This window comes from Simplicispira metamorpha (genome assembly GCF_004341365.1).
Taxonomy (GTDB): Bacteria; Pseudomonadota; Gammaproteobacteria; order Burkholderiales; family Burkholderiaceae_C; genus Simplicispira; species Simplicispira metamorpha.
In genome coordinates, this window is sequence record NZ_SLXH01000002.1 from 155,021 (window position 1) to 171,929 (window position 16,909).

Below are 16,909 nucleotides of genomic sequence, written 5' to 3' on the forward strand. Positions count from 1 at the left end.
GGTGTTGATAAGTTTTTTCCACTTTCCTGCTGTGGCCCCGTGCCGCAGTGCCTGGGTGCTGCGCACCGCAGTGGCCAGCGCGTGCGCGGCACTGCTGTCCACCACCGCCCATGCCATGGACTTGCGCCAGGCCTATGAAGCCGCCTATGCCAACGACGCGCAAATCCGCGCTGCGCGCTCGGGCGCCGAGGCCAGCCGTGAGCGCCTGCCGCAGGCGCGCGCTCAGCTGCTGCCTAACGTGTCGCTCAGCGTGGGCCGCAACCACAACGACCTGACCAGCAAGGGTCGCAACTTTGCCGGTCAGCCCACTACCAGCAAAAACGAGTATTACTCTGGCAACCAGACCTTGTCTGTGCGCCAGCCGTTGTACCGCCCGTACCAGAGTGCGTCGGTGCGCCAGGCCGAGGCACAAGTGGAAGACGCTGATGCCACGCTGGAACGCGACGAGCAAAGCTTGGTCGTGCGCGTGGGTGAGGCTTATTTCGATGCCCTGCTGGCCGAAGACCAGCTGGAGCTGGTGCTGGCACAAAAAACCACCTACAGCACCCAACTGGACGCTGCGCGCAAAGGCTTTGCCGCCGGTACGGGTACCCGCACCGATGTCGATGAGGCCCAGGCGCGCCTGGACATGACGGTGGCGCAGGAGCTGGAAGCACGGCAGAACCTGGACTTCACCCGCCATCGCATCGAGGTGCTGACCGGGCAGAGCATGGACACGCTGGCACGCCTGGATGTACAGCGCTTCCAGGCCACGCAGCCTGTACCCACCTCGGTGGATGCCTGGATGGAACGTGCCGAACAGGGCAGTCCCGAGTTGCGCGCATTGCGCGCCCAGCTGGAGGCCGCACGCCAGGAGGTGGACAAGGCGAACTCAGGCCATCTGCCCACCCTGGATGCCGTAGCGCAATGGGCTCGCACCAACAGCGACAGCGTGACCAGCGTGAACTCGCGCTACGACAACAAAACGATTGGTTTGCAGTTGTCGGTGCCGCTGTATGGCGGTGGCTATGTCAGTTCTACAGTGCGCCAGGCAGTGGCCGGGCAAGAGCGGGCGAGTGAGATGCTGGAGGCCGCACGGCGTGATTTGGGCGTGCGTGTACACCGCGAGTTCCGGGCCATGACCGAGGGCGTGCTGCGCATCCAGGCGCTGGAGCAGGCCGTGCGCTCGGCAGACCAGGCCGTGCAATCCAACCGCCGCTCTTTTGCGGCTGGGGTGCGCACCACGATTGATGTGCTTAACGCCGAGCAGCAAAAAACCATGGCCCTGCGTGATCTGGCCCAGGCGCGGTATGTGTACCTGGTGTCGCAGATGCGTCTGCAATCGTTGGCGGGGGAGGACAGGCTGGAGAGCATTCGCCAAGTCAACACCTGGCTGGCGCAGTGACCAAGGCCTGGGCCTGGTGTGGCGCCTGCGGCGCGCGTCCAGCCCCGCCGTCAGCGCCGCCGTCAGCGCCGCCAGCGCGCCAGGCACAGCAGCGTGGTGGCTGCCATGTAGCGACCCACGCTGAGCCATGAATTGAAGATGCGCGACTGGCCTGCCACGCGCAGGTTCATAGTGACGGGTACCTCGGTGATATGCAGCCCGGCGCGGCGCACCATGATCAGTGCGCCCAAATCCTGGTAATCCAGCAAAGTAGCTTCGCGCGTGGCCAGCACGCGCATGGCGGCGCGGTTGTACAGCCGAAAACCCGATGTCAGGTCGCGCAGGTCAAAGCCTGCCAGTTCACGGAACCAGCGCCAGGCCAGTTGGCGCAGGGCGCTGGCGCGCTCTGGGAAGGCGCCGATCACCAAATCCGCACTTTGGCGCGCCTGTAGCAGCGTAGGGATTTCTTCCACCTCGTGCTGGCCGTCGGCGTCCATGGTGATGACGGCCTGGTAGCCGTGCGCTAGGGCGTGGCGTATGCCGGTTTGCATGCCGCCCCAGGCGCCCATGGATAAAGTGGGCCGCAGCACAATGGCGCCCGCCTGGCGGGCAATGGCGCCGGTGGCATCACTGCTTTGGTCGTCAATTACCAGCACATCAGTCCATCCGGCCGTCTGGAGCCGCTCCAGCATGGCGCCAATGGTGGTGGCTTCGTCGCGCGCAGGGATGACGATGAGCACATCTTTGCGTGGGTCGGGGGGGCAGCTGGCGGGGGCGGCCAGTGCGTACTGCGCGGCTACCTGGCGCTCGCAGGCAGCGATAGTGAAGTGCGCTTGCAGTGCCCGTTGTCCGGCCTGGCCCAGTTGTTGGCGCAGGGCTGGCTGGTGTTGCAGGTGAGCGATGGCATTTTTCCAGCTGGCCGGGTCTTGTGGCGCCGCGTGCAGACCAGCCCCCGATTGTTCTATGACCCACGGCATGCCCGAGCCCGGCAGTTGCGAGACGATGCAAGGGCGGCCATGGGCCATGGCTTCGAGCAGTACCACGCCAAAGGCTTCGGTGCGCTCGCGCGAGGCCAGGCAGAACACATCACAGCTTTGCAGCAATGCGTTTTTTTCGGCATCGCTCACGCTGCCGAGCAGGCGCACGGCGGGCGTCTGTCCGGTGGGCGTGGTGTGCGCTATCAGTGCCTGCAATGGGGCGTGTAGTTCGCCATCGCCGACGATCAGCAACTCCACGCCGGGCATATCGGCCACGGCTTCGACCAGTGTTTCGAAGCCTTTGTAATAGGTGAGCCGACCGATCGATAGCAGGCGCAGGGTGCCGGGGCGCCAAGGGCCGGTGCATGGGGTGGTTGCCGCAGTGTCTGGTGAGGTAGGCGCGGCGCTGGCCACATGGCCCAGGCCCAGCGGCACCACGGCACATTTGCTGCGCCAGGGCTGCAAGGGCTCACTGGCCTGCAAATACGGCGGCGAGGTGGCCATGATGCGTTCAGCGCGCTCCAGCACCGCCTGTTCAAATGGGCGGTAGGCGCGGTAGGCCAGCGCCACAGCGGCACGGATGCGCGATACCACCACGTCCGAATGCCAATGCACCACCCACGGAATGGCACGGGCCTCGGACAGCGTGAGCGCCCAGAAGGCGGAGTTATTGGGCATGTGCAGGTGCAATACGTCGGGTCGGAACTGGCGAATCGCACGCGCCAGCGCGGCCCGAAATCCGACGGCAATTGGTGCATAGACCAGATGGCCTTGCACCGGCACGCGTACCAGCCAATCGGGGTCATCGGGCAGCGGGTCGCCATGCACCAAGGCGCACGCGTGCAGGCCCTGGGCGCGCTGGGCGGTCACCAGATCGGCCAGAAAAACTTCCATGCCGCCTCGGTGGGGCGGATAGAACTTGCCTATGTGCAATACGGTGGTGCCCATAGTGTCAGCGTGGCGCGCGGTCGGCGGCGATTTGGGCGCGGATGTCACGGTAGCGTGGGTTGCCCGGCTCCAGCGCAATGGTCTGGTCCAGGTCTTTCAGGCTGGCTTCTTTGTTGCCTGCTTTCAGGTGGGCCATGGCACGGCCATAGTAGGCCGCTGCGTTGGGGCTTTGGGCGACCAGCGGGTTGAAAATGGCCAAGGCCGCTGGGGCATTGCCTTTGCCCACCTGGGCCAGTCCCAGCCCTTGCAGCAGGCGACTGGACCGTGGGGTGTCTTTGAGCAGCAGTTCAAAGTCGGCGATGGCCACGTCGTACTGCTGCGCGGCCAAGGCAGCTTCTGCGCGCAAGGTGCGGTATTTGGTGTGCTCTGGCGGGCTCAGCGGCGTGGTCAGCGACTGGGACAGGCTTTGGTAGGCCTGCTCCCATTGTCCCAGTGCAAACAGCGATTCGCCCTTGTGGTAGTGCAGCATGGGCATGGCAAAGCCCTTGGCTTCGGAGCGTGCAAACCAGGTCAGTGCCTGGGCATGTTTTTTATCGTACTGGTCGGCCAGTCCCAGGTTGAACAGGGCATAGCCATTGTTTTCGCCCAGTGCCAGGGCGGTGTGCAGCGCCTTGCGTGCTTCAGCCCGCGAGCCTTGCTCCACGTGATAGCCACCCAGGTTGAGGAAAGCCTGCCAGCGCCCCACCGCGTTGGCGGGGGCTTTGGTGTCGATTTTTTCAGCGGCATCGGCCCAAGCCGTTAAACCATCGCGCAGCGACAGGTTGCGTTCTGCGGCCAGTCCGGACAACAGCAGTGCCAGCACACCGCCCACGGTGTAGATGGTGCGTGGCGAAAACCCTGTTAACACCACGGCGATGAGGCCGGGCACTGCTATCGCCCACAGGTAGCTGCGGTACAACACCAACGGGTCTTGCACCCAGACCGTGGCAAATTCAGTGAAAAACAGCAGCAGCGGAAACAGCAGGCACAGTGCGGCAAAGCTCAGCGCACCGCGCCCACGCCAGAAGAACCACACCGAGGCGGCCAGCAGCGCCACATAGCCTGCGCCGCCCACGATGTGCGGAAACGATGTGAGCGACAGCGGAAAGACCGGTCGCAAATCTATGGACATCCAGCCCACGTTCGGGAAGAACCATAGCGCGCCGTAGGTAAAAAACAGCCATGCCTCGTTGAGGATGCTCAAGGGGTACATGCGCCCACCGATGCCAGGGCTGAGCAGCTCCAACTGGCGGATGAACTCCTGTGAGCGGGCATCAAACGCCGTGGCGAAGGCACTGCCGTAAATCGACCACAGCACGGCACTGGCCACGCCCAGAACAGCCATAGACACCACGGCCATCAGCAGGGTCTTTTTCCAGCTTGGGCGGCGAATAAAGATGTACAGGGGCAACGCCATCACTGCCAGCAAAAAGGCATGCTCTTTGGACAACACGGCGCCCACGTAGCTGAGCAGTGCCCACAAATACCAGTGTTTGGCATGGGTGAGCAGACCGCGCACATAAAACCAGCATGCCAGCACGCACAACAGCGTTGCCATGAGGATGGAGCGCTGCACCAGATAGCCCACGGCATACACTGCCACCGGGTGGACGGCAAACAGCGCCACCCCCATGCGCAGCGCTGCGGTGCGCGAGTCCTCGAAATACCCGCTGGCCTCGAACTCCGACGGAAAGCGTACCCGTGCCAGCAGCTCGCGCAGCAGCGCATACAGTGCCGCGACGGTGGCCAGATGCAGTGCGATATTGACCAGCCGTTGCTTCCACCAGCCTGTCCCGAACACCTCTTGCACCCAGACAAAGCTGCCATAAGACAGCATCCGCTGCTTGAACGCCAACAAGCTGCCATAGCCTTCGAAAATCGTGCCTTCCACCAGGCGCTGGTCATCAAAGAGCAACTCGTTGTGCAACCCTGGCAGGTAAATGCCCAGCACAGCCACCAGGACGATGGCGCTGAAAACGAACGCCCACAGAGATGTTTTTTTCATAGCCGTCGTCGCAGGGGCCAGCCCAGGCAGTTACAGAGAGTCGATGAAGCTGCGCAGCTTGTCCGAGCGGCTGGGGTGCTTGAGCTTGCGCAGCGCCTTGGCTTCGATCTGGCGGATGCGCTCACGCGTCACGTCAAACTGCTTGCCCACTTCTTCCAGCGTGTGGTCGGTGGACATCTCAATGCCGAAGCGCATGCGCAGCACCTTGGCTTCGCGCGGCGTCAGACCGTCCAGGATGTCCTTGACCACGTCGCGCAGGCCGGCCTGCATGGCGGCGTCGATTGGCGCGGTGTTGGCGCCATCCTCAATGAAATCGCCCAAGTGGCTGTCGTCATCATCGCCGATGGGGGTTTCCATGGAGATAGGCTCCTTGGCGATCTTCATGATCTTGCGGATCTTGTCTTCCGGGATCTCCATCTTCTCGGCCAGCACGCTGGCATCGGGCTCAAAGCCAAACTCCTGCAAATGCTGGCGCGAGATGCGGTTCATCTTGTTGATCGTTTCGATCATGTGTACCGGAATGCGGATGGTGCGCGCCTGATCGGCAATCGAGCGCGTAATCGCTTGGCGAATCCACCAGGTGGCGTAGGTCGAGAATTTGTAGCCCCGGCGGTATTCGAACTTGTCCACCGCTTTCATCAGGCCGATGTTGCCTTCCTGAATCAGGTCCAGGAACTGCAAACCCCGGTTGGTGTATTTCTTGGCGATCGAGATGACCAGGCGCAGGTTGGCCTCGATCATTTCTTTTTTGGCGTTGCGCGAGGTGGCCTCACCCTCGTTCATGCGCTTGTTGATGCTTTTCAGCTCGGACAGCGGTACCACCACGCGGGTTTGCAGATCGATGAGCTTTTGCTGCAAATCTTGCACGGGTGGGATGTTGCGCGCCATCACGGCGCTCCAGGGTTTGCCGGCTGCGGCCTGCTTTTCCACCCATTCCAGGTTCAGCAGGTTGGCCGGAAACTCCTTGATGAATGTCTCTTGTGGCATGCGGCACTTGTCCACGATGATGCGGCGCAGTTCGCGCTCTTTCTTGCGCACATCGTCCACCTGGCCGCGCACCATGTCGCACAGCTTTTCGATGGTCTTGGCCGTGAAGCGGATGGTCATCAGCTCGGCCGACAGGGCTTGCTGTGTTTTCACGTAGGCCGCAGAGCCGTAGCCTTCTTTTTCGTAGATTTTGTGGATTTTCTCGAACAGCTCGCGCAGCTTGTCAAAGCGCTCCAGTGCCTGCTTTTTCAGCTCTTCGAGCTTTTTCGTCAGCGCCTTGGAGCCACCCTTGCCGTCGTCGTCGTCGGCTTCGTCGAATTCGTCAAAGTCTTCTTCGGCCACATAGTCGTCGGCTTCGTTCGGGTTGGAGAAGCCATCGACGATGGTGGAGATGACGACCTTGCCCTCGCGGATTTCCTCGCCCATGTTGAGGATTTCGGCGATGGTGGCGGGTGAGGCGCTGATGGCCTCCATCATGGCCTGCAGGCCGCCTTCGATACGCTTGGCGATTTCGATTTCGCCTTCGCGGGTCAGCAGTTCCACGGTGCCCATTTCGCGCATATACATGCGCACGGGGTCTGTGGTACGGCCAAATTCGCTGTCCACTGTGGACAGGGCGGCCTCGGCTGCTTCTTCGGCTTCTTCTTCCGTGGCGGCGGTCTGCGCGGTGTTGGTCAGCAGCAGGGTTTCGGCGTCAGGGGTTTGCTCATAGACGGCCACGCCCATGTCGTTGAGCATGGCGATGACCACGTCCAGCGTTTCCTGGTCGATCAGCTTGTCGGGCAAGTGATCGGAAATTTCAGCGTGGGTCAGGTAACCGCGTGTTTTACCCAGCTTGATCAGGGTTTTCAGGCGTGAGCGGCGCTTGGCCATGTCCTCTTCGGACAGCACGGTTTCGTCCAGCCCGAACTCTTTCATCAAGGCGCGCTCTTTGGCCTTGCTGATTTTCATGCGCAGGGGTTTGACTTTTTCTGCGGTGGGCGTAGCGGTGGTTTCTGCTTCGACTTCACCCTCGAGATCGGCTTCGATGTCCGATAGATCAGCATCGTCAGCGGAATCGCTGTCCGCGTCTGCCTTGGGCTTGCGTCCACGTTTGGCAGGTGTTTTGGCTGCGGCGCTGGTGCCCGCAGCTTTGGCTGGGCGGCCTGGGCGCTTTTTTGGCGCTTCGTCGGCAGTGGTTTTAACGTCTTCAGGAGAGAGGGCAGCAGACTTGGTCACGGTGAGGGCTTTCGGTGCCGCTACGGGCTGGTGTGGCACGGTGGAGGCAGGTGCCGCATTCGCTGGTAGCTTGGGATGGGTTGCAGGGGTTTCCTCGGCGCCAGTGCCTGGGGCGGGCTTGGGCAACTTCGCGGACTTTGGTGCGGGCATGGGAAAACCTCGGGGTCAAAGATGAACACAAAGAGAGCGCAAGCGCCACGGTAAGCTGTTGGCGCAGGGGCAGGGCAAAAGCACAGGCTTTTGCCGCGGGAGGGGCAGGCCCTCAACGGCAAGATGTCTGGGCGAACATTTGGTGTGCAGTCCTTGCGGTGGTGGGGCGGTTGTGCGTGTGTGTCACGGTGGCCAGGCCCGGAGGTGCTGCTGTCGCTCTTGCCGAAAAAACCCTACATTGTACCTGCGCAGCAGATTTCAAGAGGACTGGTGACCCAGTCTCTCCAGGGCCACGCGCCGGGTCTGTAGGTCGCGGTAGCGTTGCAGTGCCGCCGGGTCGCTGTGGGCAGCGGCCAGAGCCTGGGTTTCTTGCGTGCGCAGTTGTTCGGCCAGCATCCGGTTGAGCAAGCCCCGCAGTTCCTGGCGCAGTTCACGGGTTTCGCCTTCGGCTTGTGCATGGGCACCGGTCATCAGCCGCACGGCCAGGTGTTCGCAGGCGCTGCCGCGCAAGCTCTCACGCAGTACCGCCCAGGGCTGCGCTCCATGTTCATGGAACTGGCCCTCCAGCCACATGAACAAGGCGGTATGGGGCTCGCCACTGGCGCACAGCGTGGCGTGGTCTTCGTGCGAGAGCTCGTCGATAAAATCCATGTGCGACAGCAGCAAGCGTGCCGCATGGTCTGCCCGGCTCACGGGGGGCGTATGGCTACCGGGGCTGGGGTGGCCATGGCCGCCATAGGCCGGTGTGCTGCCCGTTGTTTTGCGGCGATTGAAGTTTTTGCGCCCCGTACCAGTCTGGGCGGTGGGTGCCTGGTTGCTGCTGCCGTACCTCCACGGCGCGTCTTCAGCGTGGTGCTGGCGTGTGTCGCTGGCGCTGGTCTGGGTGCGGGGAGTTTGGCGCTCTGTGGTTTGGCGCCACAGATCGGCCAGGTCGTGCGTGGGCAGCTGCGCCAGGGTGGCCAGCTCACCCAGCAACTGGCGCTTGAGCGCGCCGTCGGGCAAGGCCGACCACAGCGGGCGTGCATTGCTGGCCATGTGCGCGCGGCCTTCGGGGGTGCCCAGGTCGCATTGCACCGACGCAGCTTCGATCAGGAAGCGGCTCAGCGGCATGGCCTGGCCTACCTGGCGGGCAAAGGCATCGCTGCCATGGGCGCGGATGAAGCTGTCGGGGTCGTGCTCGGGCGGCAAGAACAAGAACTTGATGCTGCGTGTGTCGCTGGCGTAGGGCAGGGCGCCCTCCAGGGCTTTGCGCGCGGCGCGCTGGCCCGCACTGTCGCCATCAAAGCTGAAAATCACGCTCTCGGTGAAGCGAAACAGCTTGCCCACATGCTCGGGTGTACAGGCCGTACCCAGGGTGGCAACGGCATTGGCAAAACCCAGTTGTGCCAGCGCCACCACGTCCATATAGCCTTCGGTGACAAGAACAAAGCCTTGCTCGCGGATGGCGGTGCGGGCTTCAAACAGGCCGTACAGTTCCTGGCCTTTGTGGAACACCGGCGTTTCAGGCGAGTTGAGGTATTTGGGTTTTTCATCGCCCAGCACGCGGCCACCAAAACCGATGCACTCGCCCTTGACGTTGCGGATCGGAAACATCACCCGGTCGCGGAAGCGGTCGTAGCGCTTGTGGTCTTCTTCATTGACGATGACGAGGCCGCTTTCTTGCAGCAAGGCGTCGTCGTAGTGTGCAAACACGCTGGCCAGGTGGCGCCAGCCGTCGGGCGCATAGCCCAGGCCGTAGCGTTTGGCGATGGCGCCCGACACGCCCCGGCCCTTCAGGTATGTCACCGCCCGGGGGGCTGTGCGCAGTTGCTGGGCGTACGCCTGCGCGGCCTTTTCCAGCACGTCGGTCAGTGTGGCCTGCTTTTGCCGCTGCGCTGCGGCGCGTTCTTTTTCCTGGGGCGTGATGTCATCGTCCGGCACTTGCAGGCCCACTTGCTGGGCCAGGTCTTGCACGGCTTCCGGGAAGCCCATGCCAGCGTGCTCCATCAAAAAGCTGATGGCGTTGCCGTTTTTGCCACAGCCAAAGCAGTGATAAAACTGCTTGGAGGGGCTGACGCTGAAAGAGGGCGACTTCTCGCCGTGGAAGGGGCACAGCCCCATGAAGTTGGCGCCGCCTTTTTTCAAAGGCACATAGCGCCCGACGATATCCACCACGTCTACGCGCGCTAGCAGTTCCTGGATAAAAGCCTGAGGGATGGTCACGGTGCGTATTGTCTGCGCAAAGGAGTTGAGGTGCTTCGCATTACACGCGCTAGGATTGTCATCGGCATTTACCCTTATCGATACTGCAATGACCTCTATTTACGACCAGAACCTGTCCCGTAACGAAGCCAACTTTGCTTCCTTGTCGCCCTTGGGCTTTATCGAGCGCACTGCCGAGGTCTATCCTGAGCGCCTGGCCATCGTGCATGGCAGCCTGCGCCAGACCTGGGCGCAGACCTACACCCGCTGCCGCCAGCTGGCCAGCGCCTTGCAGCGCGCTGGTATTGGCAAGAACGACACCGTGGCCGTGATGCTGCCCAACACCCCGCCCATGGTCGAAGCGCACTTTGGTGTGCCCATGTCAGGCGCCGTGCTCAATACCCTGAACACCCGGCTCGACCCGGAAACCATCGCTTTCATGCTCGACCATGGCGAGGCCAAGGCCGTGATCGTGGACCCCGAATTTGCCAGCGTGATGGCCAAGGCCCTGGCGCTGCGCCAAAGCACCGCGCCGCTGCTGCTGATCGACGTGGAAGACGCGGTGTACGGCCCCGCCAGCCAGAAAGTCGGCAGCACCACCTACGAAGCGTTTGTGGCCAGCGGTGACGCGCAATTTGCCTGGGAGCTGCCCGCAGATGAATGGGATGCCATCGCCCTGAACTACACGTCAGGCACCACCGGCAACCCCAAAGGCGTGGTCTACCACCACCGGGGTGCGGCGCTGAACGCCATCTCCAACGTCATGGAGTGGGACATGCCCAAGCATGCCGTGTACCTGTGGACGCTGCCCATGTTCCACTGCAACGGTTGGTGTTTTCCGTGGACGGTGGCGGCGCGTGCCGGCGTCAACGTTTGCCTGCGCCGCGTCGATGCGCAGGCCATTTTTGATGCCATCCGCCAGCACGGCGTCACGCATTACTGCGGCGCGCCCATTGTCCACGGGTTGCTGGTCAACGCGCCCGCAGCCCTGAAAGAAGGCGTGCCCGCTGGCGTCAAGGCCATGGTGGCAGGCGCTGCGCCACCGGCGTCGATGATCGAGGGCATGGAAACCCTGGGTTTCGATTTGACCCACGTGTACGGCCTGACTGAGGTCTATGGCCCGGCCACGGTGTGCGCGAAGCACGAGGACTGGAATGCGCTGGACATTGGCGAGCGCGCCCGCCTCAACGCGCGCCAGGGTGTGCGCTACCACCTGCAACGCGCCGCCAGCGTGCTCAACCCCGAAACCATGCAGCCCGTGCCCCACGATGGCGAAACCATGGGCGAGATCATGTTCAAGGGCAACATCGCCATGAAGGGTTACCTGAAAAACCCCGAAGCCACGGCGGACGCTTTTGCGGGCGGCTGGTTCCACAGCGGTGACCTGGCCGTGCAATACCCCGATGGCTACATCAAGATCAAAGACCGCAGCAAGGACGTGATCATCTCGGGCGGCGAGAACATCTCCTCCATCGAGGTCGAAGACGTGCTGTACCGCCACCCCGATGTGCTCTCGGCGGCCGTGGTGGCCAAGCCCGATGCCAAGTGGGGCGAGACGCCCTGCGCTTTTGTCGAACTGAAGATGGGCGCCCAGACCACCGTGGAAGACATCGTGGCGCACTGCAAAAAGCACCTGGCTGGCTTCAAGGTGCCGCGCGCCGTGGTGTTTGGCGAACTGCCCAAGACCAGCACCGGCAAGATCCAGAAGTTCGAGCTGCGCAAACAAGCCGGTTCAGCCGCTGCCATCAACGTCTGATTTGCTCCTGAAAGCATAGCTGCTAGCGCCCGTCCTGCGGGCGCTAGAGCCTTCTTTTATCATTAATAAAGGCAGGCGTGGCAGGCTGCCTGGGGCGGGCAGATGCTCGGCGGTGCATGGAACCGGCGCCCGCCTGGGCGGGTCACACCCGGTTTTTTGCCCCCGAAAGGAGCCCCCGTTGCCATCACCACTGCCACTGAATTTTTTGACCGGCTACGAGCCCTGGGTGCAAGCTGCCGCCGGGCTGGCGCTGTTGCTGCTGTTGGCCACGGCCACGCGCTTGCTGGCGCTGCTGTTGTTCATGCCCGTGCTGCGGCGCGTGCGCCAGCAGGCGCAGACCTGGCTGACCGAAGTGGCATTGCACGACGACGTGCTGCGCGGCATGGCCCGCGTGCTGCCCTCGCTGGTGGTGCAGCTGGGCGTGGAGCGCATCCCGCACCTCGACCCCACCTTTGCCACCGTGGTCGGCAACGTGGCCATGGCGTTCATGGTGGTGCAGGTGGTGCGTGCGCTCATGGCCATGCTGGACGCCGTTTTGCTGTTGCAGCAGCAAGGCAGTGCGCCGCAGGACGGGCAGGCGGAGGCGCTGAAGGCGCGCTCCATCAAGAGCTATGTGCAGCTGGGCAAGCTGGTGCTGGTGCTGGCGGGCGCCATCGTCACCATCGCTTCGCTGCTGGACCGCTCGCCGCTGATTGTGCTGTCGGGCCTGGGGGCCATGTCGGCGGTGCTGATGCTGGTGTTCAAGGACACCATCCTGTCGTTCACTGCGGGCGTGCAGCTGTCGTCCACCGACATGCTGCGCCTGGGCGACTGGATCGAAATGCCGCAGGTGGGCGCCGATGGCGATGTGATCGACATTGCCCTGAACACCGTCAAGGTGCAGAACTGGGACAAAACCATCACCACCATTCCGACCTGGCGGCTGGTGAGCGAGAGCTACAAGAACTGGCGTGGCATGAGCGAATCGGGTGGGCGACGCATCAAGCGCACGCTGCGGCTGGACGCCAGCTCGGTGCGCTTTCTGGATGTGGCCGAGATGGCCTATTTCTCGCGCTTTGAGCTGCTGCACGATTACATGGGCGCCAAGACCGTGGCCGTGCAAGAGGCCAACACCCAGGCGCGCGCACAATTGGGCGACAAGGCCGATCTGCCCGCCAACCAGCGGCGCCTGACCAACCTGGGCACCTTCCGGGCCTACGTTGAAGCCTATTTGCGCGCCCACCCGCGCATCCACCAGAACATGACGCTGATGGTGCGCACACTCGAGCCCACGCCCGAGGGTGTGCCGCTGGAGTTGTATTGCTTTACGGCCACCACGGCCTGGGTGGCCTACGAGGCCACGCAGGGCGACATCTTTGACCACCTGCTGGCCATCCTGCCCGAGTTTGGTCTGCGCCTGTACCAAAGTCCCAGCGGCAACGATATGCGCATGGGGCTGCCGGGCCAGCGCGAGGCAGCATGGCCCGGCGCTGGGGCAGAGCCCCATGGCCCCATCAGTGCAGGAGCTTGATAAACACCTGAATCATGGCGGCATTGACGATGTCGATGAAGAAAGCGCCCACCATCGGCACGATCAGAAAAGCCTTGTGTGAAGGGCCGTACTGGTTGGTGATGGCCTGCATGTTGGCCACTGCGGTGGGCGTGGCGCCCATGCCAAAACCGCAGTGCCCGGCGGCCAGCACGGCGGCGTCGTAGTTGCGGCCCATGATGCGAAACGTCACGAACGCGGCGTACAGGCCCATGGCGATGGTCTGCGCGGCCAAAATCACCATCAGCGGCGCCGCCAGGCCCGCCAGCTCCCACAACTTGAGCGACAACAGCGCAATGGCCAGGTAGATCGACAGCGAGGCGTTGCCAAACACGTCAATGGCGCGGTCAAACACCTTGATGTTGAACACGTAGTCCAGCGTATTGCGGATGAGCACGCCCGCACCCAGCGCCCAGACAAATGTGGGCAGCTGGAAAAACTTGCCCTGGGAATAGCCTGTCATGAACTCGGCAAACGCCAGGCAGCCCGCAAACAGGGCCAGGGTTTCGACGGCAGCGTTGGCCGTGATCAGGCGGTTTTGGTCGGGGTACTCGAATTCGGCGTTGGGCGATGCCTCCGTGAGCGGCGCCTGGTTGTCGTGCGTCTGCCCACTGCGCGTGGACAGCTGGTAGCGCGTGATCAACGCTTTGGCCAGCGGCCCGCCGATCAGGCCGCCAATGACCAGACCAAAGGTGGCGCAGGCAATGCCCAGGGTGACGGCACCCTGCACGCCAAAGTCGCGCTCCAGCACCTGGCCCCAGGCCCCCGCCGTGCCATGGCCACCAATCAAAGTGATGGAGCCGGCGATCAGCCCCACCAGCGGGTCCAGGCCCAAGGCGCTTGCCAGGCCGATGCCGATGGCGTTCTGCACCACGATAAACACGGCGATGACCAGCAGAAAAAGCACCAGCGCCCTGCCGCCTTCGCGCAGCTTGGAGAAATTGGCGCTCAGTCCGATGGACGAAAAAAACACCAGCATGAAGCCGCTTTGCAGATCGCTGCTGAAGCTGAACGTGGCGCCCGTGACCTGGTGCAGCGTGAACAGTGCCGCCGCAGCCACCAGCCCGCCAGCGACGGGTTCAGGAATGTTGAAGTCCCGCAGAAATTTGATCTTTTGCACCAGGAACTTGCCCACAAGCAAGACCAGGGCGGCCGATATCAAGGTGTAGTAGGTACTGAAACTCAAATGCATAAAAGGGTGGGTATGGGGTTCGGAAAGCAGGCGCTGCACAGGGCCGCATGGGGCAGGGCGAGCCGCCGTGCGGGTAGCCGGGCAGCGCTGCGGGGTCGGGGAGTGTAAATAACGGCCATCCATCTGCGGCGATGGCATCGCCTGGCTTTGGCCTGGCATGCCTGACTGGTGCCTGTGTGGCGGCGGTGAGGGGCCACGGTGCAGCTTGGATCGGAGGATTTCTTTTGCTCCTAAATAAGGAGCTGTAGGCGCTTATTGCAAAAGGATTTGAGGCCAAAAACATACTATTTAAGACTGTTGCTTTGGTGCGCTGCAATGGTGTTTGGTGCAATCTCTTGTTGGCTTGCAGTGTGAGAGCATGTAAAAACTGAACCCAATCCACACGCCAAGACCCCTGTCAGTTCAACTTTTCCAAGGAACCCCGGATGCCTTTGCCAGACCCTGCTTCGCGTCGCCGATTTTTGCTGGCCCTGTCGGGCTGCGTGGCAGCCATTGCTGCACCCACCAGTTCCGGGGCCTGGGCGGCCACTGGTGCGGACAGCATCTCTGCCAGCCAGGTGCAAGCCTTCACGGCAGTGTGCAATGCCCTGGCAGGCACCCGCATTGCCAACGAGGCGTTGGCACGGCAATACCTCGCAGTTTTGGTAGAGCACCTGGACAGCGCGCAACGGGAGGCACTGCTCGCATTGGCCCAGTTGCCTGCGGGTGAGCAGATTGCCGCATCCCTGCGCAAGCCGTTGCGCGAGGTGGCCGAATTCGCTTTGCAGTTGTGGATGTCCGGCATGGTCGGCAATGACCGCGTGCTGACTTACCTGGATGCACCGGTGTGGTCCACCCTGTCGTTCACCAAACCGCCGGGTGTCTGTGGTGGCGCTTTTGGCTATTGGGCAGACGCACCGGCCTGAATGGTGGGCCCGGGTCTTTTTTCCACACTTCTGTCCTGCTATGAACTCCCAGAACAACCCCAGTGAATCCTTGTCGGCCGATGTCATCGTGATCGGTGCAGGCGCCGTCGGTGGCCTGATGGCCTGGCAATTGGCCAGCCAAGGCGCCAACGTGCTGATTCTGGAAGCCGGGCCGCGCATCGACCGCGCCAGCGCGGCTCAGCATTTCTACGACTCTGCGGTCAAAGGCCCCAACGCGCCATACCCCAGCCAGCCCTACGCACCGCACCCCATGGACGCGCACGATTACATGGTGCAGGCGGGCCCCCAAGTGTTTGGCGGCAGTTTCATGCGCGCGGTGGGCGGCACCACCTGGCACTGGACGGGTTTTTCCACGCGTTTTCGGCCTGACGACTTCAAGACCAAAACCCTGTACGGCGTGGGCCAGGACTGGCCCCTGGCCTATGAAGACCTGCTGGAGCACTACCTGTTCATCGAGCGGGAATGGGGCACCGCCGGGGACAACGCGTTTGACCAGGGCGGGCCGCGCCACGGCAAACCGTTTCCCCTGCCGCCCGTGCCCATGACCTACGCTGACAAGTTGATCCGCGATGCGCTGGCGCCTTTGGGCTACTCCGTGGGGCCGTTCAGCCATGCCCGCAACTCGGAGCCATTTGATGGGCGTCCGCCCTGCTGCGGCAGTGCCAGCTGCGTGCCCATTTGCCCTATTGGTGCCAAATACGACGCCAGCGTCCATGTCGCCAAGGCCGAGGCTGCGGGCGCACGCCTGCTGGCGCAGACGCTGGTCGAGCACATCGAGGTGGGTGCCGATAGCCTGATCCAGGGCGTTCGGATTCGCCGTGCCGACGGCAGCCGCACCACGGCCCGCGCCAAACTGTATGTGTTGGCAGCACACGCCATCGAGACGCCCAACCTGCTGCTGCGCTCCGCCCAGCCCCATGCGCCCCAAGGCGTGGCCAACCGCAGCGATGCGGTGGGGCGCTACCTGATGGGGCAGGTCGATCTGGACACCCGTGCCCTCACGCGCCAGCCCCTCTACACCTACCGCGCACCCACTACCACCGCTGGCATTCTGGAGCTGCGCGATGGCCCCGTGCGCAAGGAGCATGCTGCCATCGGCACCTCGTTTTTGAACCGGGGCTGGCGCACTGGCCTGGGGCCCATGCAGCGCAGCGCCCACTTGATCAAGGCCGGCTTGCGTGGCAGCGAGCTGACGGCTGCGCTGAACGACCAATGCGCGCGTGAGCTGGCGATCAACAGCTCGGTGGAAACCTTGCCCATGGCGCACAACCGTGTCCAGCCTGACCCTGAGCTGCGTGACAGCAGTGGCATGCCACGTCCACGGGTGAGCTTCACGGTGGATGAATACAGCCTGCGCGCCATTGAAAAGGCACGCCAGCGCCACAACGACATCACCAAAGCCCTGGGCTGTACGGATGTGGTCAGCGACGAGCCATCGGTGGCTACGGCCATCATTGCCGGTACGGCGCGCATGGGCACGGATGCACGCCAGTCGGTGGTCGATCCCTGGTGCCGCAGCCACGACCATGCCAACTTGTTTGTGGTCGGAACAGCCAACTTTCCGACCATGCCCATCAATGCCCCCACTTTGACTGCGGCGGCGTTGGGCATGCGTGCCTTGCCCGCCTTGCGCAAAGACCTTTCGACAGGGCGGTTTGCCGCTGTCGCCTGATTCACATTTGGAGAATTCCATGCTCAG

10 protein-coding genes are annotated in these 16,909 nt (G+C 63.0%); 5 read left to right on the top strand and 5 right to left on the bottom strand.

Annotated features, from left to right (window positions below; translation table 11 throughout):
- The first annotated feature begins 1 nt into the window (after position 1).
- Positions 2–1,384 carry a TolC family outer membrane protein gene (locus tag EV674_RS01985; protein WP_241524846.1) on the top strand — a complete coding sequence of 461 codons (1,383 nt, stop codon included), beginning with the start codon at positions 2–4 and terminating at the stop codon, positions 1,382–1,384.
- Between the two features lie 62 nt (positions 1,385–1,446).
- On the opposite strand, the gene EV674_RS01990 is transcribed toward EV674_RS01985, so the two are convergent.
- From EV674_RS01990 to dnaG, 4 genes are all read right to left on the bottom strand, one after another.
- On the bottom strand, positions 1,447–3,288 hold the full coding sequence (locus EV674_RS01990; protein WP_165887060.1) for a glycosyltransferase: 1,842 nt from the start codon (positions 3,286–3,288) through the stop codon (positions 1,447–1,449).
- 4 nt (positions 3,289–3,292) lie between these two features.
- Positions 3,293–5,272, bottom strand: a complete 1,980-nt coding sequence (locus tag EV674_RS01995; protein WP_119011863.1) for a tetratricopeptide repeat protein — start codon at positions 5,270–5,272, stop codon at positions 3,293–3,295.
- Positions 5,273–5,302: 30 nt separating this feature from the next.
- Positions 5,303–7,627, bottom strand: coding sequence for an RNA polymerase sigma factor RpoD (gene rpoD, locus EV674_RS02000; protein WP_119011864.1), 2,325 nt, complete (start codon positions 7,625–7,627; stop codon positions 5,303–5,305).
- A 258-nt stretch (positions 7,628–7,885) separates the two neighbouring features.
- Positions 7,886–9,829, bottom strand: coding sequence for a DNA primase (gene dnaG / locus EV674_RS02005; protein ID WP_119011865.1), 1,944 nt, complete (start codon positions 9,827–9,829; stop codon positions 7,886–7,888).
- Positions 9,830–9,917: 88 nt separating this feature from the next.
- Here dnaG and EV674_RS02010 point away from each other — a divergent pair, with 88 nt between their 5' ends.
- Both EV674_RS02010 and EV674_RS02015 read left to right on the top strand, forming a co-directional pair.
- On the top strand, positions 9,918–11,564 hold the full coding sequence (locus tag EV674_RS02010) for an acyl-CoA synthetase (protein WP_119011866.1): 1,647 nt from the start codon (positions 9,918–9,920) through the stop codon (positions 11,562–11,564).
- Positions 11,565–11,742: 178 nt separating this feature from the next.
- A complete protein-coding gene (locus tag EV674_RS02015) occupies positions 11,743–13,074 on the top strand; it encodes a mechanosensitive ion channel family protein (RefSeq protein WP_241524847.1) in 1,332 nt (443 codons plus the stop codon).
- Here the strand turns inward: EV674_RS02015 and gltS are convergent.
- Positions 13,058–14,284 (bottom strand): sodium/glutamate symporter, encoded by a 1,227-nt coding sequence (gltS, locus tag EV674_RS02020; protein WP_119011867.1) that lies wholly within the window; start codon positions 14,282–14,284, stop codon positions 13,058–13,060. The genes EV674_RS02015 and gltS overlap by 17 nt on opposite strands.
- Before the next feature lie 425 nt (positions 14,285–14,709).
- Between gltS and EV674_RS02025 the strand changes: the two genes are divergently transcribed.
- Together EV674_RS02025 and EV674_RS02030 are read left to right on the top strand one after the other, a co-directional pair.
- Positions 14,710–15,189, top strand: coding sequence for a sugar dehydrogenase complex small subunit (locus tag EV674_RS02025; RefSeq protein WP_119011868.1), 480 nt, complete (start codon positions 14,710–14,712; stop codon positions 15,187–15,189).
- 40 nt (positions 15,190–15,229) lie between these two features.
- The gene (locus tag EV674_RS02030) at positions 15,230–16,882 is read left to right on the top strand and encodes a GMC family oxidoreductase (RefSeq protein WP_165887061.1); all 1,653 of its coding nucleotides are present in this window, start codon (positions 15,230–15,232) and stop codon (positions 16,880–16,882) included.
- Positions 16,883–16,909 lie beyond the last annotated feature (27 nt).